Below are 25,463 nucleotides of genomic sequence, written 5' to 3' on the forward strand. Positions count from 1 at the left end.
GTGGGTGCTCCGTTCAGGGAGACATCGCGCGCGCGCGACGCTCTCCGCGCAGCACCGTCCCCAGGGCGGCGAACAATGAGGTGGGCGCGAACGTGGCCCGCAAGCGGATGCCGACGCTCGCGTTCGCGTGCAGCGCCCGCAGCACCAGGGTCAGATCGTCGGCCAGGGTTTCTACCCACGCATGCGACCGGTCGAACCGCGAGCGCTCCAACGCCAGGAGCACCCGTTCAAGTGCCTGCGACGACGCCGGATCGAGCCTTCCGAGTCTCTCCAGGCGCCCGGCGAAGGCTCGGGGAGTTTCGGTAATCGGTACCGGTATGCCGTGATCGAGGCTGGTGTGCTGCAGTTCAGTCCAGGCCAGGACCCCGCCGGCGTCTTTGGAACGGATGCGGCGCACCCGCGTGCGACGCAGCATCCGTCTTGCCCCGCCGGGCACAAGCAGCAGCACCAATCCCAGTGCGCTGACCCCGACGACGCCCAGCAGATAGGCGGAGTCTGTGCTCCGCACTGCCGTTTGGCGTTCGAGGGCGGAATCGTCGGCCAGCCGGTCGGCGCTGAGGCCGGGGGCGCTCGGAGCGCCGGGCGCACCGGGTACGGTCGTCGGCGTGCCGGCATCCGCTGTCTGCTCGTAGTTGGGTACGGTGCCGCGGCCGGGGGTCGGTTCGAATTTCACCCAGCCGATACCGACGAAATACAGCTCCGGCCAGGCGTGCAGGTCGTGCGAATCAACGTTGTACTGTCCGAGACCCTGCGCGAGATCCTGCGATTTGACCCCGGGCAGATAACCGAGCGAAACCCGCGAAGGAATGCCGAGGGTGCGTGCCATCGCGGCCATAGCGGAGGCGAAATGCACGCAGTAACCGCGTTTGGCCTTCAGGAACGCTCCGATGACGTCGACCCCGCCTCCGTCATAACCGTCTTCAACGGGTGCGTCGGTGTCGTAGGTGAAGGCGCTGCTGCGCAGATACTTCTGCATGGCAATTGCGGCGTCGTAGCTCGACGTGGCGCCCGCCGTCACCTGCCGTGCCGTCTCCTCGATGATCGGCGGCGGATCGATTGGGAGTTGCAGATTGCCGATAACGCTCGCCGGGTAGTCGGTGCCGGAGACACGCAGTTGGTCGGCGGTGGGCTTGATTTCTAACGATGACACCGTGTACTTCTGGTTGAGGGTGCTCGCGGTGGTGCTCGCGATCGCCCGGGTGCGGCTGTCCCAATACCAGCTGCCGGACAGCCCGTCGATGCTGGTGGCGCGGGCCGGTGCGGGCAGCCAATGGCTGTTGACGCCGTCGATCACGACCGAGGCCGATGCCTCCTCGGTCTCCACACTGGCGTCGAGACCGAACGGTCTCGCAATGTCGTCGACGGTATTGCGGGTGTCGGCGCCGTCGATGCGTGCCGTCCAGGTCAGTCCAATGACCTCGTCGAGGGTGAGCAGGGTGAAATAGGGTTGCTCGGTGCCGGTCGAGGTGTAGTGAAAGGCTGGTCCGGCCTTGGGCCGGCGCAGGTCTTGCCCCAGATTGATCATGGGGCTCACCCCGCTGCCGAACAATAAACCGCCGGGCCGGGCCGTGACCAGGCCTCCTGCGCTAAACGACGGGGCGACCGCGCTCAAAATCAGCGCACCCACGATGGTCAGGGCTCCCACCATGAGTGCTCCCCCGATCGCACCGGGGCCACGCGACCGCTCCGGCCGGTAGGCGCGCGGCGCGCCCGCACCGGTCGGCGGATGCCTGGCCGCCTGCGTGCGACGCACGTACACGTCAACCCGCAACAGCAACAAAAATGCGATCGCGGCCACGACGAGAGTGGCGATATCGGCCCCATCGTCGATGACGAAGCCCGGCGCCAGGAGCGGTACGAGTGCGAACGCCGCGCCGAGGGCGGGCCAGCGCAGCGTCAGAGCGAGCAGGTCCATGAAAATAGCGATCAGTCCGGTGCCGCCGGCCAGCAGAAAGAGGATACCGAGGGTCACTTCGGCCGGCGTGCTCTGCTGGGCGATCGAGGCCCCACCGTCAGTGATCAACCCGCCGAACACACCGATGGTTTGCGATGTCGGAATGAGCCAGAACAGGCCGGTGCCGCCAGCGAATAACAACGTCATCGCGCCGACCAGCATTAGGGAGTTCGCGACCGGGATGACCGCGCGCGGCAGCCCAAGGCGGCGAAACAGCGCCGCGCCGATCAGCACGACGGCGCCGACCATCGCGCAGACCCACCACCAGGCGCTGCCTCGAAGCAGCGGCCCCAGTGCAGCACAGCTGATGAGGAGCAACAACAACAGGCTGAGGGCCAGCGGCCAGAGCGCGGCATCACGCCCGCCCTGCCGACGGCGCGCCGGACCGCTGGGGCGTGCCGCGGTCGGCGTCGCCAGCGAATCCGCGGCCGGTGCCCGCTTGGTGGCCACGCTAGTCATGACCGGCACCTCGATCCCCGCTCACGTTGTTCCACGCATCTTCGAGGTCGTCGGCCGTGGCAAGCTCCAGACAGCGCCAGCCGGCGTCCTGCAGACGTTCTCGGGCGATACCGCTGACGGTGCGCTGCACGAATGCGACGGCGGGCTCGCAGTGACGGGCGAGGTGCACCAGGTCGTCGACATCCGCTTCGGACACACTTACGAGCATCGCGAACGTCGGCAGAGATTGTTGCGCGCCACGCAGGGCAGCGCGCACCGGCGCCCGGCGTGAAGCGGCCAGACGAACGCTGCGGCTCGGCCACGGTACCGGAACCACGCCTGCGAGGGCCTCGAGCAGTGCGCGGTCGCCGCCGGGGGCGCGAAAACTGGCTGGCACATCGCCGTGCAGCCCGCCCAGGGTCTGTTGGTGGCTCGGCAGCAGCTGGCTGGCGCCCAGCTCGATCACCTCGAGGCGGTAACCGGCGTCGAGCAGGTGCACACCAACGGATGCTGCCAGATCGATCTCGACTTCGAATGCGGCCACGAGATGTGGTGGGACATGCCCGGCACCCAGGCCGGCCGCGCCGGCCAGGGTGGTGTCGAGCACCATGCGCGCCTCCGGATTGCTGCGCTGTTCCTCCTGCCGCACCATGATTTCGCCATGCCGGGCTGTGGCCGGCCAGTTCACGCGGCGCAGGGCGTCGCCCGGGCGGTATTCGCGGGCAATGAGCTCGTCGGAGGTGGGGGTTGCCTGGCGAACCAGTTCTCGGATCGAACCGTCATTGCTGGTCTGGGCGAGGCCGCTGCCGGGCAATGGCGTCACCCGTGGCGTCACGATCAGGTCGTGGGGTGTTCCGGCGTTTCGGTCGCTGCGGGCGAAGCCGAACGGGTCTTGACGTGACACGCGCAGCGGACCGACGTCGTAGACGCCGCGGTGGCGCGGCACGATGGAATATTCCAGGCGTACGCTGTCGCCGGTTGCGCCGTTTCGGCTCACGAACGGAAGAATGACCGCTGGCGGCGCCTCAATGCCTGGCGGCGAGGTGTCGGCCCACGAAGCGCCGCCGAGCGGTGTCGCCGAGAGATTGCGCAGCTGCAGAGAAACGACGGTCTCGCCGCTGACCGGCACGATCGGCGGCCGAAAGACGCGCGTGACCTCGACCCGCGCCGGGCGGAGTGAGACGTAACCGGCGGCGACGAGCGGCGCCATGATCAGGAGGCTGGCCACGAACAGAATGTCGCGGCTGTTGATCAAAATCGCGTTGGCGAACAAGACGGCTCCGGCTGCCAGGAAGACCACCCCGCGCAGGGTGAGCCGCGTGGCGAATCGGGCAGCCACACGCTCAAACCAGTCGGTACTGGCTACCTGCCCCGAACCTCTCACCCGGCGCTTCATGGCTACGACTGCCCGGTGGAACTCACTGGCCGAGGCGGGACAGCGTGCACCGGCGACTGCGCTACGGACGGCACCGCTCCGGATCGAGCCGATGCACCGCTGCCGATCGGCACGGGAGTGTCGGCCAGGATTCGCCGCACGATGTCATCGATCACGGGTCCACTGTCTTGGTGGTGGTGCCCCAACGCCCGGCTGGTGGGCACCAGCCGATGCCCCAGCACGGCCACGGCGAGCGAGTCGATATCGTCGGGCAGCACGTAGTCCCGACCGCTCAACGCGGCCTGCGCCTTCGCCGCACGAATCAGCTGCAGAGTCGCACGCGGGCTGGCACCGAGGCGCAGGTCGCGGTCGTCGCGGGTGGCCCGCACCAGATTGACCGCGTACTCCTTGACCGCACTGGAGGCGAAGACCGCTCGTGCCGCGTGCATCATGTTGCGCAGGTCCTCCCCCGACACCACGGCCGAGATCAGTGCGAGCGGGCTGTTGGTGTCGCGCGAGTCGAGCATCGCTAGTTCCGACTCCGTGTCGGGATAGCCCATGGAGATACGCGCCATGAACCGGTCCCGTTGCGCTTCCGGGAGAGCATAGGTGCCCTCCATCTCGATTGGGTTTTGGGTGGCGATGACGGTGAAGGGCAGGGCGAGCGGGTAGGTGACGCCGTCGACGGTGACCTGGCGTTCCTCCATCGATTCCAGCAGCGCTGACTGGGTTTTCGGACTCGCCCGGTTGATCTCGTCGCCGATGACGATGTTGGCGAAGACGGGGCCCGGTTTGAACTCGAATCGGCGCTCGGCCTGGTTGAACACCGACACTCCGGTCACGTCGGAGGGCAGCAGGTCGGGGGTGAATTGAATTCGTCCGACCGTGCAGTCAACGGACCGGGCGAGGGCCTTGGCTAGCATGGTCTTGCCGACACCGGGTACGTCCTCGATCAGAAGGTGCCCCTCGGCCAGCAGCACGGTCAGAGCGATTTTCACGGCGTCATGTTTGCCGTCGATGACCGTCTCGATATTGCGCATGATTGCGCGCCCAGCGGCTTGCAGCTCGCTGAGGTCAACGGCCGACACTCCCTTGAACGGCGCAGCGTCGGCAGACGGAACCGACGCCAGTTCCGCGTTGGAGCGAATCGGGTTGAGGTTCATACGCGTGAACGCTCCAAATATTCGGCCACGGCCCTGGGCACGTAGGGCGAGACATCGCCGCCGAGTCCGGCAACCTGGCGCACCAGCGAGCTGGAAACGTGGGCGTTGGCCGGATCGGGCAGCAGGAAGACCGTTTCTACCGCGGCCAGATTGCGATTGACAATCGCCATCGGCGTCTCGTAGGCCACATCAACCTGCGAGCGGATGCCCTTCACCAGGACACTCGCACCGACGTCCAGGCAATAATCCACCAGCAAACCCATGCTCCAGCTGGCGACGACAATGTTGGTCGGGAGCCCGGCTTCTTTGATGGCCTGTTCCAGCAGCGACACGCGCTGGCTGATCGGTAGCAGGGCGGATTTGTCGGGGTTGTGCACCACGAGGACGTGGAGCTCGTCGAACAGGCCGGCGGCACGATCGATCACGTCCAAGTGGCCCAGCGTGACGGGGTCAAATGATCCAGGGACAACGGCGATCCTGCGCATGAACACACCCTACTGCCACAGGCTGCGCGGTGCTGCCCGGTGCATCCGCTTGGAGCTGACATATTCAACCTTTGTTGAGCCACGTGCGTTCGGAGTCGTTCAGCCGGCGCGCGATCGCCTCGCGCAGGGGCGGGTTGGTGCGGATGTCCGGATCATTGGTCACCAGGTGATAGGCAGCTTGCCGCGCCTCGGCGATCATGTCGCCGTCGACCGCCACCCGCAGAAAGCGCAGTTTTGAGCCGTCTCCGGATTGCAGATCACCGAGCACGTTGCCCTCTCGGCGCAGGGCGAGGTCGAGTTCGGCAAGCACAAAACCATCGAGGGTCGCGGCGACGTCGCCGATGCGCTGTCGGGCCGGCGACCCCGGCCGGGCGTTGGTGACCAGCAAGCACAGCCCGGGCACGCCGCCCCGCCCGACGCGGCCGCGCAACTGGTGCAGCTGCGAGACACCGAACCGGTCAGCGTCGAGCACGACCATGGCCGAAGCGTTGGGCACGTCCACACCGACCTCGATGACCGTGGTTGCAACGAGAACATCGATCTCACCCGCGGCGAATGAGCGCATGATGCGATCTTTCTCGTCGCTCGTCATGCGCCCGTGCAGGGCCTCGATACGGTATCCGGCCAACGGCAGGAATCCGCGAAGCTTCTCGTGCACGGTGTCCACGTTGGCGAGCGGTGTCTTCTCGTCATCGGGCGATGGTGCCGTCTCGTCTTCCGAGCCTTCTTCACGCTCAGCGGGGGAAATAGCCGGGCAGACGACAAAACCCTGCCGTCCGAGAGCAAGCTCTTCGGCGAGCTTGGTCCAGATCCGTTGAAACCAGTTCGGGTGGTCGGCCAGCGGTACGACGATGCTGGTGATGCCCTGGCGCCCGGCCGGCAGCATGCGGATGGTGCTCACGTCGAGGTCGCCAAACACGGTCATGGCAATGGTGCGCGGTATCGGCGTGGCGGTCATGACGAGCACGTGGGGTGGTTCGGCACCTTTCAGCCGGAGGGTTTCACGCTGGTCGACACCGAATCGGTGCTGCTCGTCGATCACGATCAGACCGAGGTCGAAAAAGGTCACGGTGTCGCTGAGCAGGGCGTGGGTACCGATCACGATTCGTGATTGGCCCGACACGGTGCGCAGCAGCGCCTTGCGTTTCTGCGCAACGGGCAGCTTGCCGGTCAACAGCGTCGGCATGAGTTCGGCCGCGAGATCGGGGCCGAGCAGGGTGGTGATCGACCTCAGGTGTTGCCCGGCAAGCACCTCGGTCGGTGCCAGCAGGGCCGTCTGGCCGCCGCTGTCGGCCACGGCGAGCATGGCTCGCAGCGCGACGACGGTCTTACCCGAGCCGACCTCGCCCTGCAGCAGTCGGTTCATGGGGCCGGACTGGGCCATGTCGGTGGCGATTTCGACCGCGCAGATCTCCTGGTCGACCGTGAGCACAAAGGGAAGTGCCGCGTCGAAACGTTCGAGGTACCCGCCGGGCGTCGGAACGCGCGGCCGCGTACGGCGCTCCCGAGCCAGACTGTGCCGCTGCAGGAGGGCGCACTGCAGCACCCAGGCCTCGGTGAACCGCAGGGTGTCCTGGGCTGCCATCCATTGTTCTTCATCATCCGGGCTGTGAATCCAGCGGATGGCCTGGGTGTGGCTGAGCAAGCCGTGTTCGGCGCGGAGATCGTCGGGAACGGGGTCGGGCAGAGTACCAACGCGCCGGAGCACCCGGTCGATCATCGTCTGCAGGTTCCAGCTGGTCTCCGCGGCCGTTGCCGCGTAAATCGGGATAAGAGGCTTGCGCCGCAGCAGCAGGGACGGATCGTCGCGAGCCTCTTCTTCTTCGCTTTCGAAGGTTTTGTAAGACGGATTCGCCAGTTGGCTCTCGCCCTTGTACATGCGCACCTTGCCGGAGAAACTGCCGCGTAAACCGGGCCGCAATTGTTTGAGGCGCCATTCCTGACTGTTTTTGCCGAAGAAAGTGAGGGTGAACTCGCCTCCACCGTCGGAGATCACCACCTCGACAATCGTGCCCGGCCTCGACGACATGCGCTTCTCGTGCACCGACATGATGTCGGCGATGACCGTGACGTTGGCGCCGGGCGTGATTTGATTCAGGGGCCGCAGCACCTCGCGGTCGGCGTAGCCGCGCGGGTAATGGCTGAGCAGATCGCCGACGGTGTGCATGGCGAAAGCCTTGGACAGCGCCGTCGCCTGGGGCGCACTGAGCGCCTTTTTCAAGGGCGTGTCGAGACTGAGCGGTTCGCTTTGGGGCGCTGGCAGTTCGACACCATCGAATTCGGGGCCACCGGCAGCACTCGAATCGGACATGATTCCATCGTAAACCGCGCCTCTGACATGGTGATGCTGCGATTGGGAGAGCTGTCGAGGGCTGGTACACAGCGGGAAGCTAGGCTCGAAGGGTTATGACGCGAATTATTTCCGGGTTTGCCGGCTCATTGACCCTGGCTGTTCCCAAGTCGGGCACCCGGCCGACCAGTGATCGGGTCCGAGAGGCTATCTTCTCCGCACTCGAATCGCGGGATGCGCTGCACGGTATGCGCGTTCTGGACTTGTATGCCGGATCGGGCGCGTTGGGGCTTGAGGCGGCCAGCCGCGGGGCGCGGGTCGTGACCCTCGTCGAGAACAGTTATGGCGCAGCGGCCATGTGCCGCAAGAACGCAGAGGCGGTGCAGCGGTCAGCTCCGAAGGGTACCGAGCTGAAGATTGCGGTGTCGTCGCAGGCCGTGCAGTCGTTTCTGGGGGCGACCAAAGACGGCTTCGACGTCGTGTTCCTCGACCCGCCCTACGACCTCACTGAGGTTGAGTTGGGGAACAATTTGGGTGCACTCGCTCCGCTGCTGGCCGAGGACGCCCTCGTGGTGCTGGAGCGAAGCTCGCGCTCGCCCGAGCCGAACTGGGGCACCCAGCTCGTGCTCGAGCGCCGTAAGGACTACGGCGACACGACCGTCTGGTATGCCTCCCCCACCGAACAGCCCACGTTGTAGCTGGGCCGCCAGTGCGGCGCCGGTCGACGTGCACTATCCGGCGGCGCCGTCCCAGCCACGGTAGGGATCCCATCCGCTCTGGTCGTGTGGCGCACCGTCGACGGTGATCGTTCCGGCACGGACCGAAGCGGATGCCGCGGTGACCGTGCCGAGACGGCGAAAGCCGGGCGGTAGAGCGGAGTCTGGCGCAAAAGTGGCGAGCAGCCCGTGGTCTTCACCACCACCGAGGGCGACCTCGATGCGCTCCCCCAGGCAGGCGGAGTCGAAATCGATGCCGACTCCGCTGGCCCTCGCGATGCGTCCCGCGTCGATGGCGAGGCCGTCAGAGACATCGAGCATGGCGGTAGCCCCGGCGAGGGCCGCAATCGGTCCGCTCGCAATCGGCGGCACCGGGGTGAGCTGGGCGGCGACCTCGGCGGGGTGCGTGAGCTTGAGGGCGTTGGCACGCTCGAGGTCGGGCACTCCATCGGCGTCTACACCCAGCCGGAACAGCAGTTCAAGCCCGATTCCGGCATCGCCGAGCCGCCCGGAGAGCGCCACAGTGTCTCCGGGGCGTGCCCCCGAGCGCAACACGGGTGCACGACCCTCTAAGTCGCCGAAGGCCGTCACGGCGAGGGTGAGGGCGTCGGAGGCTGAGAGGTCGCCTCCGACCACGCCGCAGCCGGGAGCGAGAGCCTCGCAGCAGTCGCGCAGCCCGTCAGCGATGCCCTCGAGCACCGACACGGGCGTCGACGGTGGTGCGGCGATCGCCAGGACGAGAGCGGTCGGGCGGGCGCCCATCGCGGCGACATCGGAGAGATTGGTTGCCGCGGCCTTCCAGCCGAGGTCGTGCGGTGTCGACCAGGCGAGGCGAAAATCAGGGCCCTGAATCATCATGTCGGTTGTCACCACGAAACGTCCGTCGGGTGCAGAGATGACCGCCGCGTCATCGCCGGGCCCCAGCAGTTCGGCCGCTGCGGCCGGAAGTCGGGGAAAGATCCGCCCGAGCACGGCCCCCTCGCTCAGGTCGGCGAGAGTTTCGGTAGATGTGGATGGCGAACGCGGGACATCCGCAGCAGGGGTCATGTAAGAAACGGTAGCCTGAATACGATGTCTCACCCATTCCTGCGCCCAGCCCCGCTCCGCTTTGCCGCCATCGTCACCATGCTCGCCGGTTCGCTTATGCTCGCCGGCTGCGCCGCCGCCGTGCCGCTGACCCCGGCCACCAACGCCACCGACGTCGCGTGCGCCGATGTCATCGTGCACCTGCCGTCCACCGTCGCCGATCAGGCGTCACGGGAGACGAACGCCCAAGCCACCGGCGCGTGGGGCGACCCCGCCGCCGTCCTCCTGCACTGCGGCGTGACGGTACCAGCGCCCACGACGCTGCCATGCCTGAATATCAACGGCATCGACTGGATCGAGGACGACTCCGACGCCCCGACCTATCGCTACACGACGTATGGTCGCGACCCGGCCATCGAGATCGTGATCGACTCGGCAGCGGTGAGCGGGTCGACCGCACTCATCGACGTCGCAAACGCGGTCGGGTACGTGCCGGCTACCAGTGCCTGCGTCGGCGCCGAGGACGTGCAGCTGCCCACCGACGGGGCCACGACCGCCCCCTGACCCGCGGGCGGATTTAGCGCAGTCCGATGTTGACGAAGTAAGCCTGGCCATCGTCGAGCAGGACGCCGATGCGGTAGTAGTGCCCGCCCGTACCGGTTTTCCAGTTATAGATGTACTGGCCGCCGTCGCCGCGATACGAGCTGCCGCTGTCCGCCGCAGCCGTGTACAGCGATTCATCGACCGGCAGCGACATGGCCGAACCCTGATCCGGTGTCAGCCACTTCGGTGCGGAGCTCGACAAGACGACCGTCCCGCTGGCCGTTTTCAGCTGGAATTTGACCGGAACCGTGCTTCCACCCTTGAACACGCTGGTTGCGACGCCGACCTGGTGGGCCGTGTCATTGATCGGCTGCAGGAATCCGTCGAAGCGGTAGACCACCTTGTAGCTCCCGCGAGAGACCGAGGTGTTGCCAGCGCTGTCGATCGCGGTCGCGGTATAACGGAAGGTGCCGACACCGTTCGGAGTGCCTCCGGTCACGGTGACCGCGCAGGTTCCGAGTAGCCCAGAGAAGCTGTCGCTCGCACTGCAGGTCACCGCCGGCACAGCGCCGAGGGTGTAGAAACCGCCTGCCACATTGACAGATGTGATGCTTGGCGCCTCCATGTCGATTTTGATTCCGGACAGCACCGTTGCCGCGGAGTTGCCGGCTCTGTCGGCCGTCGCTCCGTTGGCCGTGTTGGCTCCATTGGCGGTGAGGGTCACGTCGTCGGTGCAGGTGGCGATCCCGGAAAGCGCGTCTGCGCAACTGAAGCGAACCTTGACCGGACCGAGGTACCAGCCGTTGCTGCCGACCACCCCGCTTGCGATTGCTGCACTGATGCTCGGTGCCGTCTTGTCGAGTTTCACGGTCACACTGTCGGTGCCGACGTTTCCGGCGGTGTCAGTTGCCGATCCGGCAACGAGCCGACCGGCGGTTTCGACCGAGACGTACACAGGGTCCGTGACCCGGGCGATTCCCGAGCCGGAGTCGTCGTCCCTGGCAGTGAAGGTCACGGTCAGGTCGCTGTTGTTCCAGTCGTTGGCGTTGGCCGCGGGGCTGAAGCCGTGCGTGACGGTCGGCGCGATATTGTCCCACTTGAGGGACACCGCATTGGCTGCCTCGGTGTTGCCGGCGTAGTCGACCGCCCAGTAGCGCACGGTGCCGACCCCGCTGCCATCGAGCGGGACGCTCAGGGTCTTGGTCGATCCCATCGCCACCTGCTCGGCGCCGCCGTCGATCGAGTAGTGCAGCTCTCTCACGCCGGACAACCCGACCTGGTCGACGCCGCTCACGGTGACGGTTGCGGTCGATCCGGTGCAGAAGTCGTTCACGAGCGTGCAGACGTTGTTCGCGGTGCTGCTGGGAGCGGTGCCGTCCACGTTGATGCCGCTCACTACCGCAGCGGCGCTCTCGTGGCCGGCCAGGTCACCCGCGGTGGTGCTCGTGGCGGACTGGTTCGCGCCGTCATTTGCGAAGATGAGGCTGCTCGGGCAGTGCGCGACGCCGGAGAGGGCGTCGAAACAGCTGAAGTCCACGAGAACCTGGCTGCGATACCAGCCGAAGGTGTTCGGGTTGGTCGTCGGCGCACCGCTCAGGGTCGGTGTGGTGCGGTCGATCCGAATTCCGGTGACGGATGCCCCGGCGCCGTTTCCGGCCCGGTCCGACACGGTCGCCGAGGCGCCCAGATCGCTGCCTTCGCCGTCGATCACGCTGTTCGCTGGCTTGTCGGCCTCGTCGATCCCCGACAGCCCATCCGTGCCGGTCCACGCGACAGTGACGTCTCCGCGGTACCAGCCGGCCCCGTTGGAATCCGTCGTGGCGGCGCCGCTGAGACTCGGGGCGGTCTTGTCGACCCTGATGTTCTCGACCGTGGCGAAGCCGGTGTTGCCTGCCACGTCGATCGCGTCGCCGCGAACCGACTGGCCGGCACCTTCGTTGCCGACCGTGGTGTCGGGTCCGCAACCGGCGATGCCAGAGTTGGTGTCAGTGCAGGCGAAGGTCACGTCGACGTTGCTGTTGTTCCAGCCGAAGCTGTTGGCGGTCGGGCTTGCCGTGCCGGCAATGGTCGGAAGCACGGTGTCCACTTTCACCACGGTGGTGCGTGTGGCCTCGAGGTTTCCGGCGAAGTCCTCACTCCAGTAGCCGATCTCGTGGCTGCCAGTGGGCAGTTGCATGGTGAGCGCCTCGAGGTAGGTCTGCGGGGCGCCGCCGTCGATCGTGAAGTAGGTTCCCTCGACGCCCGACTCAGCATCCGTGGCCGCCACGGTGAGCGGAATGTCACTGCTCTGGAACCAGCCGCTAGCCGGCGAGACCGGGTCGGTCAGTGTCGTGACCGGAGCGATGCTGTCGATGGTGAACCCGACGCTGGTCGAAGTTTCGACGTTACCGGCAACATCCGTGCTCCAGTATTCGATGCTGTGAGCGCCCTGGCTGCTGATGCTGATCGGCTCGCTGTAACTCTGGGTTTCGGCTCCGTCGACGCTGTAGGTCGTCACGGCGACACCGGAGGTGAGGTCGTGCCCGCTGAGGGTCAGTACCACGGTGCCGGTGTACCAGTTGTCGGAGAGCGGACCCTCAACGAGCGCGCTTGTGCTCGGCAGCTCCTGGTCAATGCTGATGCCGGTCACCGTGGCCGTCGCCGGGTTGCCGGCGATATCACGAGCAGTGCCGGAGGCCGTGTTCGCACCGTTGTCGGTGAGTGTGACATCGTCCGGGCAGGTGGCCAGTCCGGAGAGGGCGTCGGCGCAGCTAAAGTGCACCGTCACCGGTCCGAGATACCAGCCGTTGCTGCCGATCGTGCCGCTCACGATCGCGCCGCTGATGGTCGGGGCCGTCTTGTCCAGTTTGACGGTGACCGAGTCGGTGCCGACGTTTCCGGCAATATCGGTGGCGGAACCGTTCACCGGCAGGCCGAGCGTCTCGGTCGAGACGTTCTGTGGTGCGGTGACGTCCGCCATCCCGGAGCCGAGATCGTCGTCGGTCGCGGTGAAGGTAACGGTGACGTCGTCGCGATTCCAACCGGTGGCGTTGGGGGCGGGCGAGACCAGGTGCGAGAGCGTCGGCGCGATGTTGTCCCACTTGAGGGCGACCGCCTGAGCGGTTTCGACGTTGCCCGCGTGATCGACCGCCCAGAAGCTGACGGATGCCGCGCCGCTTCCGTTGAGCGGAACGCTCACGGTTGCGGTGGACCCGGTGACCACCTGTTCAGTGCCGTGATCGAGCGCGTAGTGCAGTTCGGCGACCCCGGACAGGCCGTCCTGATCGTCAGCGGAGAGCACCACGTCGGCGGTTGCGCGGGTGCAATAGTCGTTGACCGCGGTGCAGCGGTTGTCGGCGCTTGTGCTCGGCGCGGCGCCGTCGACGTTGATGCCGTGCACAGTCGTGCCCACGCTGGTATTGCCGGCCAGGTCAGTGGCGGGGGCGCTCGTCATGCCCTGGTTTGCGCCGTTGCCGGCGATGACCCTGCTGATGGGGCAGGAGGCCACTCCCGAGAGTGCGTCGGTGCAGGCGAAATCGACGACGACCTGACTGCGGTACCAGCCGGCCGCGTTGGGGGCGGCCGTCGGAGCCCCGGTCACGACCGGCGCGGTGCGGTCGAGCTTGATGCCGGTCACCGTCGCCGCAGCCGTGTTTCCAGCCCGGTCGGAGACGGTCGCCTCGGCTGAGAGCTGGTCGCCTTCTCCGGTGATCGTGCTGTCGTCGGGGGTGTCCGCGACTGCGATGCCGGAGAGAGCGTCGGCGGCGGTCCAGGCGACGGTGACGTCATCCTGGTACCAACCGGCACCATTGGCGGGGGTCGTTGCGGCACCCGAGAGGCTCGGATCCGTCAGGTCGATGCTGATGTTCTCCACCGTGGCGGAGTTCACGTTGCCGGCCACATCGGCTGTCGTGCCGGTGGCGACCTGGTCGGCACCCTCGGCACCGAGAATGACGCCTGGGCCGCAGTCGACGAGCGAATCGATGCCCGAGTTCGCGTCGCTGCAGCTGAAAGCCACATCGACGGCGGTGTTGTTCCAGCCATAGCCATTGGCTTCGGGGGACGCGAGGACGCTGATGCTCGGCCGCACGGTGTCGACCCAGACCTCGGTTGTGCGGGTAGCCTCAACGTTGCCGGCGAGGTCGACGCTCCAGTAGGCGATCGTGTGCAGGCCGAGCGAGAGCTTCTCGGTGAAGGGTTCACCGTACAGCAGAGTGTCGCCGCCGTCGATCGTGTAGTAGGTGCCGGCGATTCCCGACTCTGCGTCGCTCGCGTCGAAGGCGACCGGGATGCCGCTCGTGACGAACCAGCCGCTCGCCGGTGAAATCGGGTTGATGACGGTGGTCGTGGGGGCGTTCCCGTCGATCTCGAGGTTCAGGCTGTTGACGATGGAGTCTTCGGCGTTACCGGCAACATCCGTGCTCCAAAAACTCAGGACGTGTGTGCCGCGCAGGGCGAAGGCGAAGGGGCCGGTGTACTCCTGGGTCGCGCCGCCGTCGACGGTGTAGCTCGTCGTCGCGATGCCGGAGAGGGCGTCCAGCCCGGTCAGGGTCACGTCGACGGCGTCAGCGTACCAGCCGCTCGCAGGCGGAGCCGGCACGGTCGCGGTCGTCGTCGGCGACGCGCGGTCGATCTGAATTCCGAAAACGGTGACGGATGCGGTGTTGCCGGCCGTGTCGGTGCAGGTCGCGCTCGAGGACAGGTTTGCGCCTTCTCCGCTGACGGTGTCGTTGGTCGGCCCGGTGGCGACGCCGGAGAGGGCGTCGGTGCAGGTCCAGGTCACGGCCACGTCGGTGGTGGTCCAGCCGTGTGGATAGGCGGTGCTCAGCACCGGTGCGGTCGTGTCGATGTTGATGCCGGTGACGCTCACGCTCGTGGAGTTGCCGGCGGCGTCGGTGGCGGTTCCCGCCGCAGATTGGTTGGCTCCCTCGCCGAGCACCTGTGCGGAGGGGGCGTTTGTTATACCGGAGAAGGCGTCACTCGCCGTGAAGTTCACGGTGACCGAGTCGTTGTACCAGCCGGCGCCATTGGCGGCCCGGTCGCTTGCGGCCGCGAGGCTCGGGGCGCTTCTGTCGATGCTGAGCACCGCCGTGTCGGTGGCGGTGTTGCCGGCGTTGTCGGTTGCTGTGCCGGTGACCTGCTGGGCCGCTCCCTCGGCGCTGTGGATTGCTGGCGGTGTGCAGGAAGCGACGCCGGAGCCGGAGTCGGCGCAGTCGAAGGTGACCGTGACGTTCTGGTTGGTCCAGGCGCCGTCGAGGTATCCCAGGGGCGTGAAGGAGTGGCCGATGGTAGGGGCGGTCTTGTCGATCTTCACGCGTGCGGTCTGTGCGGCCTCGGTGTTGCCCGCTTTGTCAGTGCTGAAGTAGCTGATGCTGTGGTCACCCTCGCTCGAGAGCTGAAGGGCCGTGCCGCTGACGGTGCTGCCGCCGTCGATCGAGTACCGGGTCGTCGCCACACCCGAGAGGTTGTCGCTCGGCGAGAGCGTGACGGTGACGGTGCCGTTGCTCCAGCCCTTCGAAGCGCCGCTGATTCCGGTTGTCGGGGCGGTACGGTCGATGTCCACCGGGGAGCTGTCCGCGGCGATCGTGTTGCCGGCCAGGTCGCTCACGACCTTGGATGCGTGGAGGCCACTGCCTTCGCCCATGATCGTGCTGTTCGACGGGACCGGACCGGCGAGGCCGGACAACCCGTCGGCGGCGCTCCAGGCGACCGAGACGTTGCCGTTGTACCAGCCGGCTGCGTTCGCGGTCGAAGTGGGCAAGCCGCTCAGGGCCGGTGCAGTCTTGTCGATGCTGATGCCGTCGACGCTGCCGGTGCCCGAGTTGTCGGCGTTGTCGACCGCGGTTCCGCTGACAGACTGGTTGGCACCCTCGGCCGAGACGAGGACGCTCCCGCTGCCGGTGCAAGTCTTGATGCCCGAGAGGGCATCGGTGCAGCCGAACGAGACGGTGACGTTCGAGTTGTTCCAGCCGGCTGCGTTGGCTGCCGGGGCGCGAGAGCCACTGACAACCGGGTTGGTCTTGTCGAGCTTGACGGTGGCGGAACCGCTGCTGGTGTTGCCGACGCGGTCGGTAGCCGTAGCGGTTTTGAGGTCACCGCTGGTGTTGGCACTCACGCTCGCGGTTTCCGGGGCGGGGCCGGAGGCGACGCCGGAACCCGCATCCGTTGCCGACCAGGCGGCGGTGACGTTGGCCTTGTTCCAGCCGGCCGCGTTGGCGGCTGGAGAGAGGCCCGCAGTGACGATCGGACCGGTGTTGTCGAGGGCGAAAGCGGCCTGCATCGAGGAGGAAGGACCTGTGCACTTGCCCTGCGCATTGACGTTGGGGGAGGCGGCGGCGGTGGCGGCCTGTGCACCCTCGCCCGCGCCGGCGACGGTCGCGAAGGTCCACCGCGTCTTGCCGGTCAGCGAGGTTGATGTGATGTTCAGGGCAGTGCCGGCCACCTCAACACATTTCGTATCACTGCTCGTGTCGACGGTGAGGGTGAGCGCCGTTCCCTGCCGGGCGTAGAGGGTTCCGCCGACCAGGGCGCTGCCCGTGCCGCCGGTGAAAACTGCACTCGAAACACTCGAGGCGAAGGCCGGCGCCGCATTGAGCATGCCCAACACGAGCCCGAGAACTGCGGCCCGGGCGAGCCACCCACGACTTTGCTGACGGCCGCTTTGACTGGGGGATGTAGCAGCGATCGTGGCAGTGCGCATGGAAGCCTCCCGCGACGCGGATGTTCGGGTCCACCGCCACCGCCACAGTCTTACTTTTTCTCACCCGTGGAACAATGCCCCGTTTGGGGCTCGTGCCCCCGGGGCTGACGGCCGCCGGCCGCGCGCCGGACGCGCACAGCCGTCGACGGGACGATCTCGCCCGTTGCAGCGTCGGGCGTGGTCCGGGCCGCGCGCAGCCGAGGCGTGGTACCCGCAGGCTCCCGAGAACCTCGGGAAACATGGGCGAGTCCCCTCAGCACCCGTGCCGGGCGTGGGCCATGGCCACCGCGATGAGTTCGTCGATCAGCTCGGGGTAGGTGTAGCCGCTCGCTAGCCAGCAGCTCGGAAACATTGAGATGCTCGTGAACCCGGGCATGGTGTTGATCTCGTTGATCACCCAACCGGTCGCCGTGAAGAAGAAGTCAACCCGGGCCAGGCCCGCGCCGCCGATCGCCTCGAAGGCGGCAATGGCCAGCCCTTGCACCTCAGCCAGCTCGGCCGGGGACAGGGGCGCTGGGCAAACCAGGTCGACGCCCGACGCGCCCAGATACTTCGCGGCAAAGTCGTAGAAGTCGCGACCGGACACGACGACCTCGCCGGCCAGGGAGGCGCGGGTCTTTTCCCCCGGGCGTCCTTGCAGCACGGCAATCTCCAGCTCCCGGCCGACCAGCCCGGATTCGATGAGCACCTTGTTGTCTTCGGCAAGCCCGACCGTCATGGCGTCGGCCAGCTGGTCTGGCGTCGACACCCGGCTGACGCCGACGCTCGACCCGGCACGCGCCGGCTTCACAAAGGCGGGCAGGCCGAGCTGCTCGAGGGCCGTGTAGGCCATGTCGGGGGCCGCTGCCCAGTCATCCGCTGTCAGGGTGCGCCACGGCGCAACCGGCAGCGCGGCCTGTTGAAAGACGGTCTTGGCAAAGTGTTTGTCCATACCCAGAGCGGATGCGAGAACTCCCGACCCGACATACGGCAGGCCGAGCAGGTCGAGCATGCCCTGAATGGTGCCGTCCTCGCCGAACGGTCCATGCAAAATCGGGAATACCAGGTCGACAGAGCCGAGCGAGCGCGCACCAGCTGCGTCGACCACGGTCAGTTCCCGGCTGGACGAACTCTCCGGCCAGCGCACCCGGGTTCCGTTGTCGGCGACAACCGGTAACGCCGAGGCGTTCAAAGCAAACTTGGCCGGGTCGTTGTCTTCGAGAACGAACGCACCGTCCCGGGTGATCCCGACCGGGATGACCGTGTAGCGCTCAGGGTCGAGGGCTGCCAGCACCCCGCCCGCCGTGGCGCAGCTGATCGAATGTTCGCTGGAACGCCCCCCAAAGAGAAGCACCACCGTGAGCTTGTCCATCGTCAAGTGTCCTTTCGCCCTGCGGTTCGCCGGAGTCAGTTGTGAGGTGCGGCGCAATGTCGCGGGGATTGAGCGTGCCGTCCAGCACCTGGCGGACCTGTTCGACGATCGGCATCTCCACGCCCTTGGCGCGGGCGAGTTCGAGGACCGGTTTCACCGAGGCGAGGCCTTCGGTGGTCTGCTGCATCTGCTTGACGACATCGTGGATGCTGTAGCCCTGCCCGAGCAGCCGCCCGGCCGTGTTGTTGCGCGACAGCGGCGACTGGCAGGTGGCGATGAGGTCGCCCAGGCCGGCCAGGCCGGCCAGTGTCTCGGGTTGGGCTCCGTAGGCGACCGCGAAGTCGGTCATTTCAACCAAACCACGGGTAATGATCGAGGCTTTGGTATTTTCGCCAAAACCGACACCGTCGACGATACCGATGGCGACCGCGATGAGGTTTTTCAGCACCCCACCGAACTCGGTACCGATGACGTCGGTGTTGATATAGGAGCGGAAGTACCGGTTGGTAGCCAGTTTCGCCACGGCCTGCGCGGTTTCGAGGCTCGAAGATGAGACGACCGCGCCGGTGGGTTGTTCCTTGGCGATTTCGAGCGCGAGGTTCGGCCCGCTGATCACCGCAATGCGATCGGGGCCGATGCGCAGCACCTCCTCGATCACCGAACTCATCCGCATACCGGTCGAGCGCTCGACTCCCTTCATGAGCGAGACGATGATCGCGTTCTCGGCCAGGTAGGGCTCGACCTGCTTCAGGTTTTCGCGCAGCGACTGGCTCGGCACCGAGACGAAGACCATTTCGGCGCCGGCCAGGGCCAGGTCGAGGCGGCTCGTTGCACGCAGGCCGACCGGCAGATTCACCCCCGGCAGGTAGTCACTATTACGGCGTGCTTCGGAGATTTCGCGCGCCAATTCGGGACGGCGGGCCCAGAGAACGACGTCGGCACCGCCATCCGTCAGAATTTTGGCGAAGGTCGTTCCCCAGCTGCCGGCCCCGAGAACGGCCACCCGAGTGCCTGGTTGAATCTTGGGCTGCGGGAGGGTTCTAGGCGTCAAAACGACCGGTCTCTTTCTGGTTGTGCTCCGACGGATTCCACCGCTTGGCCGGAGCGTTCTCGCCGCGCAGGTCTTCGAGCAGCGCAGTGATGGCCACCATCACGACCGCGGTCGCCTCGTTGAGCGTGGCCGTGTCGAGGCTGCGGCCCTGAAACTGGGCGAGGTCGATCGGGTCGCCGATTTTCACGGTGATGGTCTTGCGCGGAAACAGGTTGATCTTCTTGGAATACCGCTCCATCAGGTGCTGGGTGCCCCAGTGGGCGGCGGGCACGATCGGAATCCCCTGCTCGAGCGCGATGCGCACGGCGCCGGTCTTACCGCGCATCGGCCACAGGTCGGGGTCGCGGGTGAGCGAGCCTTCCGGGTACACGACCACCATCTGGCCCTTCGCGACCAGGCGCTGCGCCGCCTTGACCGGTTCGCTGCCGCGCACCGACCCGCCGCGCTGCACCGGAATCTGGCCCGACTTGCCCAGCACCCAGCCAAGCACAGGAATCTTGAAAACGGATGCCTTCGCCAGGAACCGCGGCAGCCGCCCCAGCTTCCACGCGACGACGCCCATGACTACGGGATCGATCTCGCTGTAGTGGTTCGGGGAAAAGACAAACGCACCGCTGCGCGGAAACTTGTGAGCATCGATGATCTCGTAACGAGCCACGAGGTTCATCACCGGCAGAATCACCCCGGCGAGAATCCAGAACGCCGACGGCCGGCTCTTCTCCGAACGGATTCGGGTCGGTGGCACGGGTAATTCTGGCACGGCATTATTTTCAGGCACGCGCCCATTATCCTTCGAGATCGAAGTCCGCCCCCAAAAGCCGCAGCTTGCCGATGAAGTTCTCGTAACCGCGGCTGATGATTCCCACGTTGCTGACCGTGGAGGTGCCATCGGCGGAGAGCGCCGCGATCAGGTGGCTGAAGCCACCACGCAGGTCGGGCACGACGATGTCGGCGCCGTGCAGCTTGGTTGGGCCGGTGATGACGGCCGAGTGGTTGAAGTTGCGCTGACCAAAGCGGCACGGATGCCCGCCGAGGCATTCCTTGTGAATCTGGATGGTCGCGCCCATGTCGACGAGCGCATCGACAAATCCGAAGCGTTGCTCGTAGACCGTCTCGTGCACAATCGACGTGCCGTGCGCCTTCGTCAGGGCAATGACGAGCGGCTGCTGCCAGTCCGTCATGAAGCCGGGGTGAACATCCGTTTCGATGATGACGGGCTTGAGGTCGCCGCCGGGATGATAGAAACGGATGCCGTCGTCGCAGATGTCGAAAGCGCCACCGACCTTGCGGAAGACGTTGAGGAATGTGAGCATTTCGGGCTGGCGGGCACCGCCGACAAAGATGTCGCCGTTGGTCGCGAGGGCAGCGGCAGCCCAGCTCGCCGCTTCGTTACGATCGAACAGCGCACGGTGGTGGTAGCCCGTCAGGCGTTCGACGCCCTCGATGCGAATCACCCGGTCGGTGTCGACCGTGATAATAGCGCCCATTTTCTGCAAAATATTGATGAGATCCATGATCTCGGGCTCGATCGCCGCACCCTTGAGTTCGGTGATGCCGTCGGCCCGTACCGCGGTGAGCAGCACCTGCTCGGTCGCTCCCACGCTCGGGTAGGGCAGCTCGAGCTTGGCGCCCTTGAGACCGTTCGGCGCCGACATGCGGATGCCGTTGGGCTGCTTCTCGACGACAGCACCGAACTTGCGCAGCACCTCGAGATGAAAGTCGATCGGTCGGTCACCAATGCGGCAGCCGCCGAGGTCAGGAATGAACGCCTCGCCGAGCCGGTGCAGCAGCGGTCCGCAGAACAGAATGGGGATGCGCGAGGATCCGGCGTGGGCGTCGATGGCGGCGAAGTGCGCGCTCTCCACGTTGACCGGGTCGAGAATGAGGTCACCCGGTTCGTCGCCCTCTGTCACCTTGACGCCGTGTACTTCGAGCAGCCCACGAACGATTCGAACATCGCTGATGTTCGGAACGTCCTTGAGCACGCTGGGGGTTTCACCGAGCAGGGCGGCGACCATGGCCTTGGTGACGAGGTTTTTCGCCCCCTTCAACTCGATCCGGCCGACCAGCGGGATACCGCCGCGAATGGTGATTTTATCGAAGCTGAGGCCAACGGATGCTCCATGGTTCTGTGCGCTCCCCCGCTCGTTGGCGTCGTCGTGGCGCCTGGCTTCGTTCAAATCCTTCGCCTCTTGATCACGCCGGGCGTCGCTGAGAGTGCTCACAAAATACCTGTCCTGGTGCAGATTAGCGCCATGCAAACTAGTGCAATTTAAGGCGTAGAGGTCGATTCGACGGACAGCGCGGGAAGGGTGCGGGGCAGCCACGACTCGCGCGTCGCTTCGAATTCATCGATTCGCGCTTCGTCACGCAGCGTCAGCCCGATGTCATCAAGACCTTCGAGCAGCCGCCATCTAGTGTAATCGTCGATTTCGAAATCCACGGTCAGATCGCCGACACGCGCGGTTTTGCTCACCAGATCCACGGTCAGCTCAATCCCGGGGTCACACTCGATCAGGTTCCACAGGGTGTCGGCATCCGCTTCGCTGATCTGCCCGGCGAGCAGTCCCTGCTTGCCGGAGTTACCGCGAAAGATATCGCCGAACCGGGGGCTGAGGACCACGTCGAAGCCGTAATCGCGCAGGGCCCACACCGCGTGTTCGCGGGAGGAGCCGGTGCCGAAGTCGGTGCCGGCGATGAGCACGCGGCCGCCCTGGTATTCCTTCTTGTTGATGACGAAATCCGGGTCGAGCCGCCAAGCCGCGAACAGGGCATCTTCAAAGCCGGTTCGCGTGACACGCTTGAGGAACACGGCGGGGATGATCTGGTCGGTGTCGACGTTGGACCGGCGCAGCGGTACCGCGATGCCGGTGACGGTGGTGAACTTCTGCATGCTACTGGTCTCCATCCGAAACGAGGTCCCACGGGCTGCTGAGCGTACCGCGAATGGCCGTGGCCGCCGCGACGAGGGGCGACACCAGGTGGGTGCGCCCGCCCTTGCCCTGACGACCTTCGAAGTTGCGGTTGCTGGTTGAGGCGCAGCGTTCGCCGGGTTCAAGCTGGTCGGGGTTCATGCCGAGGCACATCGAGCAGCCGGCGAAACGCCATTCGGCTCCAAAATCAAGGAAGATCTTGTCCAGTCCCTCGGCTTCGGCCTCGATGCGCACCCGGGCAGAGCCGGGTACAACCATCATGCGCACTCCCTCGGCTTTGGTTTTGCCCTTGATGATCTCGGCGGCAGCGCGCAGGTCTTCGACCCGGCTGTTGGTGCACGAGCCGAGGAAAACGGTGTCGACGCGAATCTGCTTCATGGGAGTACCAGCCCGCAGGTCCATGTATTCCAGGGCCCGCTCGGCCGCGGAACGCTCGTTGGCGTCGACGATTTCGGCGGGGTTGGGAACCGATCCGCTCAGGGACACGCCCTGTCCGGGGTTGGTGCCCCAGGTGACGAACGGTTCGAGCTCGTTCGCGTCGATGATGACCTCGGCGTCGTAGGTCGCGCCGTCATCCGTGGCCAGGGTCTGCCAGTAGGCGACGGCCGCGTCCCAGTCGGCCCCGCGGGGCGCGTGGGCGCGACCCTGCAGGTAGTCGTAGGTGACCTGGTCGGGAGCGACCATGCCGGCGCGGGCGCCGGCCTCGATCGACATATTGCAGATGGTCATGCGGCCCTCCATGGAGAGGGCGCGAATGGCCTCACCACGGTATTCGAGCACGTAGCCGGCTCCCCCGCCGGTTCCGATCTTGGCGATCACAGCGAGGATGATGTCCTTCGCGGTAACCCCGGTACGCAACCTGCCGTTGACCGTGATGGCCATCGTCTTGAACGGGTTCAGCGGCAGCGTCTGGGTGGCCATGACGTGCTCGACCTCGCTCGTTCCGATGCCCAGCGCCATGGCGCCGAATGCGCCGTGAGTTGACGTGTGAGAATCGCCGCAGACCACGGTGATGCCGGGCTGGGTGAGCCCCAGCTGCGGGCCGACGACGTGCACGATGCCCTGCTCGATGTCACCGAGTGAGTGCAGGCGCACCCCGAACTCGGCGCAGTTGCGACGCAGGGTCTCGATCTGGGTGCGGCTGGTCGGGTCGGCGATGGGCCGGTCGATGGCGAGCGTTGGCGTGTTGTGGTCTTCGGTCGCGATCGTCAGATCGGGGCGACGCAGGGCTCGATTGGCGAGGCGCAGGCCATCGAAAGCCTGAGGGCTGGTCACCTCGTGCAGCAGGTGCAAGTCGATGTAGATCAGGTCGGGCGTGCCATCCTGACCCTTGGTGACAAGGTGCCGGTCCCATACCTTCTCGGCGATCGTGCGCAGGCCGGTGCGGGAGCTAACTTGCGAAGCGGGTATCACGTTGGTCATTTTGAGCGTCTTCCTCACGAATCGATGGCAGCCACGCCGAACTCCGCGACGAGTGAGGCCTCAGGACAGGGACTCGTCGCGGCACAGAAGAAGTCGACTCAGCACCACGGGTTCAGGCTAACACCTCGCCCAGCAACCCGGCTCGCGCGCAGCCCGTCGAACGCGTCAGTCGAACGTCGACTCCAGGTAGACGACGCTCACGTTGTCGCGCCCGCCATGGTCGATGGCTTCATCGACGAGAACGTCAGCGACGCTGCGTCCGGCTGCATCCGAGCCGATGTCCATGGCGAGTATGCGCGCGATCGCCGCGTCGTCGAGTTCTTTGGTCAGCCCGTCCGAGCAGATCAGGAAAGAGTGCACTCCCAGGGCCGGCAATAGCCAGACGTCGGCATCGACGAACTCGTCGGCGCCGATCGCCCGCGTGATGACATTGCGTTCGGGGTGATTCTCGGCTTCTTCGGTCGAAATCAGGCCAGCGTCGACCATCTCCTGCACGGCGGAATGGTCAATCGACAGCTGGGTCAGTACGCCTTCAGCCCAGGTGTAGACACGGGAATCGCCGACGTTGAAGGCCATCCAGTGGTAGCCGATATCGTCGCCGGCATCGACGAAGGCGATGCCGGCGAGGGTCGTACCCGACACGGCGGTGCCGTAGTCATCGGCGGCGCTGAGATCGCGCACCGCATCGTTCGAGGAGTGGATGGCATCGAGAATACGTTCCGGAGTCGACGGCAGGTCGCGCGCAATGTGCTCGTCGAACACCCGCAGCACGGTCTGACTGGCGACGTCTCCCTGGGCGTGGCCCCCCATGCCGTCGGCAACGAGAAAGACCGGAGACTGCGCCAGGACGCTGTCTTCATTGATCTTGCGCACGCTGCCGACCTCGGACCGCGCGCTGAACGAGAGCCGGGCGGTGGCGGTGGAGACTTCAATGGTGCTCTGCTGATTCAGAGTCATGACCATCCCCCGTTCGCCGACGCGCGGCCCCCATCAATCATTCGTGAACGTTAGCCGAAATCTCCTCGGCCAGCGTGTGTCCACGCTTCTTGGCATCATGGCGCGCCTTGATCAGGCTCGCGATGGTGGCCACGGCCATGCTTCCGATGATCACGCCGAGCGAGGTCCAGGTGCCAATTTCCGGAGCCCATTCAACAGGGTTACCACCGTTGATGAACGCGACCTCATTTTCATGCAGTGCGTGCAACACGAGCTTGACACCGATGAAGCCGAGAATGACGGCGATACCGTACTTGAGGTACTCGAGTCGTTCGAGCAGTCCGCCGAGCAGAAAGTACAGCTGGCGCAGGCCCATCAGGGCGAAGATGTTCGCCGTGAACACGATGAACGGGCTCGTCGTGATTCCGAAGATCGCCGGAATCGAGTCGAGGGCGAAGATGAGGTCGGTCGTGCCGATCGCGATGAACACGATCAACATCGGAGTGAAGACCTTCTTGCCGTCGATCCGGGTGCGCACCTTGGAGCCGTCGAATTCCGACGAGATGCGAATGCGACGACGGAGCAAACGGATGACACCGTTTTCCTTGTCTTCCGTTTCTTCCTCAGACGAGAACGCCTGCTTGACGGCGGTGTAGAACAGGAACGCGCCGAAGATATAGAAGATCCAGCTGTAGCTTTCGATCAGCTGGGCGCCGAGCAGAATGAAGATTCCGCGCAGCACGAGGGCGATGATGATGCCCACCATCAGCACTTCCTGCTGATACTTTCTGGGCACCGAGAACCGGGCCATGATGATGACGAAGACGAACAGGTTGTCGATGCTCAGGCTGTACTCGGTGAGCCAGCCAGCCAGGAACTGGCCGGCATGCTCGGCATCGCCGAGCAGGAGCATCAGCAAAGCGAAGATCAGGGCGAGCCCGACATAGAACGCCACCCAAAGGCTGGCTTCTCGCATGCTGGGTACGTGCGGACGCTTATAGACGATAAGCAGGTCGGCGACGAGGATGACGGTCAAGAGGACCAGGGATCCAATTTCGAACCAAAGAGGGAGTGCGAGTTCCACGGGGGCCTTTCAAGAAA

At 65.8% G+C, this 25,463-nt stretch carries 17 protein-coding genes; 2 read left to right on the forward strand and 15 right to left on the reverse strand.

The genetic code is table 11. The annotated features are described in order from the left end of the window. Positions 1–13: 13 nt before the first annotated feature. The 5 genes from E3T50_RS01175 to E3T50_RS01195 all read right to left on the reverse strand — a co-directional run bounded on the left by E3T50_RS01175 (position 14) and on the right by E3T50_RS01195 (position 7,726). Positions 14–2,413 carry a transglutaminase TgpA family protein gene (locus tag E3T50_RS01175; RefSeq protein ID WP_134550194.1) on the reverse strand — a complete coding sequence of 800 codons (2,400 nt, stop codon included), beginning with the start codon at positions 2,411–2,413 and terminating at the stop codon, positions 14–16. Continuing rightward, entirely contained in the window at positions 2,406–3,776 is a 1,371-nt protein-coding gene (locus tag E3T50_RS01180) for a DUF58 domain-containing protein (RefSeq protein ID WP_166784168.1), read from the reverse strand. Before E3T50_RS01180 ends, E3T50_RS01175 begins: the two co-directional genes overlap by 8 nt. 14 nt (positions 3,777–3,790) lie before the next feature. Continuing rightward, entirely contained in the window at positions 3,791–4,807 is a 1,017-nt protein-coding gene (locus E3T50_RS01185; protein WP_241990719.1) for an AAA family ATPase, read from the reverse strand. Between the two features lie 119 nt (positions 4,808–4,926). Beyond that, positions 4,927–5,415 carry a pantetheine-phosphate adenylyltransferase gene (coaD, locus tag E3T50_RS01190; protein WP_134464853.1) on the reverse strand — a complete coding sequence of 163 codons (489 nt, stop codon included), beginning with the start codon at positions 5,413–5,415 and terminating at the stop codon, positions 4,927–4,929. Positions 5,416–5,479: 64 nt separating this feature from the next. Then, positions 5,480–7,726: an ATP-dependent DNA helicase RecG gene (locus tag E3T50_RS01195; protein WP_134550197.1), complete on the reverse strand. Its 2,247-nt coding sequence runs from the start codon at positions 7,724–7,726 to the stop codon at positions 5,480–5,482. A gap of 95 nt (positions 7,727–7,821) precedes the next feature. On the opposite strand from E3T50_RS01195, the gene rsmD reads away from it, so the two are divergent. Continuing rightward, positions 7,822–8,403: a 16S rRNA (guanine(966)-N(2))-methyltransferase RsmD gene (gene rsmD / locus E3T50_RS01200; protein ID WP_134464855.1), complete on the forward strand. Its 582-nt coding sequence runs from the start codon at positions 7,822–7,824 to the stop codon at positions 8,401–8,403. A 33-nt stretch (positions 8,404–8,436) separates the two neighbouring features. Here rsmD and thiL read toward each other — a convergent pair whose 3' ends face one another. Continuing rightward, entirely contained in the window at positions 8,437–9,468 is a 1,032-nt protein-coding gene (gene thiL, locus E3T50_RS01205) for a thiamine-phosphate kinase (RefSeq protein ID WP_134550198.1), read from the reverse strand. Positions 9,469–9,492: 24 nt separating this feature from the next. On the opposite strand from thiL, the gene E3T50_RS01210 reads away from it, so the two are divergent. Then, entirely contained in the window at positions 9,493–10,011 is a 519-nt protein-coding gene (locus E3T50_RS01210; protein WP_198417918.1) for a DUF3515 family protein, read from the forward strand. Positions 10,012–10,024: 13 nt separating this feature from the next. Here the strand turns inward: E3T50_RS01210 and E3T50_RS01215 are convergent, their stop codons facing one another. The 9 genes from E3T50_RS01215 to E3T50_RS01255 all read right to left on the reverse strand — a co-directional run bounded on the left by E3T50_RS01215 (position 10,025) and on the right by E3T50_RS01255 (position 25,446). Continuing rightward, a complete protein-coding gene (locus E3T50_RS01215) occupies positions 10,025–16,669 on the reverse strand; it encodes an OmpL47-type beta-barrel domain-containing protein (RefSeq protein ID WP_134550199.1) in 6,645 nt (2,214 codons plus the stop codon). A 253-nt stretch (positions 16,670–16,922) separates the two neighbouring features. After that, positions 16,923–18,020, reverse strand: coding sequence for a D-alanine--D-alanine ligase family protein (locus E3T50_RS01220; protein WP_134550200.1), 1,098 nt, complete (start codon positions 18,018–18,020; stop codon positions 16,923–16,925). Further along, positions 17,920–19,023: an NAD(P)H-dependent glycerol-3-phosphate dehydrogenase gene (locus tag E3T50_RS01225; RefSeq protein WP_134550201.1), complete on the reverse strand. Its 1,104-nt coding sequence runs from the start codon at positions 19,021–19,023 to the stop codon at positions 17,920–17,922. Before E3T50_RS01225 ends, E3T50_RS01220 begins: the two co-directional genes overlap by 101 nt. A 37-nt stretch (positions 19,024–19,060) precedes the next feature. Further along, the gene (locus E3T50_RS01230) at positions 19,061–19,831 is read right to left on the reverse strand and encodes a lysophospholipid acyltransferase family protein (protein WP_420898701.1); all 771 of its coding nucleotides are present in this window, start codon (positions 19,829–19,831) and stop codon (positions 19,061–19,063) included. Between the two features lie 25 nt (positions 19,832–19,856). Beyond that, the gene (gene murA / locus E3T50_RS01235) at positions 19,857–21,164 is read right to left on the reverse strand and encodes a UDP-N-acetylglucosamine 1-carboxyvinyltransferase (RefSeq protein ID WP_241990720.1); all 1,308 of its coding nucleotides are present in this window, start codon (positions 21,162–21,164) and stop codon (positions 19,857–19,859) included. Positions 21,165–21,343: 179 nt separating this feature from the next. Further along, entirely contained in the window at positions 21,344–21,964 is a 621-nt protein-coding gene (gene leuD / locus E3T50_RS01240; protein WP_134550202.1) for a 3-isopropylmalate dehydratase small subunit, read from the reverse strand. A 1-nt stretch (position 21,965) separates the two neighbouring features. Next, positions 21,966–23,426: a 3-isopropylmalate dehydratase large subunit gene (gene leuC / locus E3T50_RS01245; RefSeq protein ID WP_134550203.1), complete on the reverse strand. Its 1,461-nt coding sequence runs from the start codon at positions 23,424–23,426 to the stop codon at positions 21,966–21,968. 165 nt (positions 23,427–23,591) lie between these two features. Continuing rightward, on the reverse strand, positions 23,592–24,383 hold the full coding sequence (locus E3T50_RS01250; protein ID WP_134550204.1) for a PP2C family protein-serine/threonine phosphatase: 792 nt from the start codon (positions 24,381–24,383) through the stop codon (positions 23,592–23,594). A gap of 37 nt (positions 24,384–24,420) precedes the next feature. Further along, a complete protein-coding gene (locus E3T50_RS01255; RefSeq protein ID WP_134550205.1) occupies positions 24,421–25,446 on the reverse strand; it encodes a TerC/Alx family metal homeostasis membrane protein in 1,026 nt (341 codons plus the stop codon). Positions 25,447–25,463 lie beyond the last annotated feature (17 nt).

Source organism: Cryobacterium gelidum (genome assembly GCF_004403985.1).
Lineage (GTDB): Bacteria > Actinomycetota > Actinomycetes > Actinomycetales > Microbacteriaceae > Cryobacterium > Cryobacterium gelidum.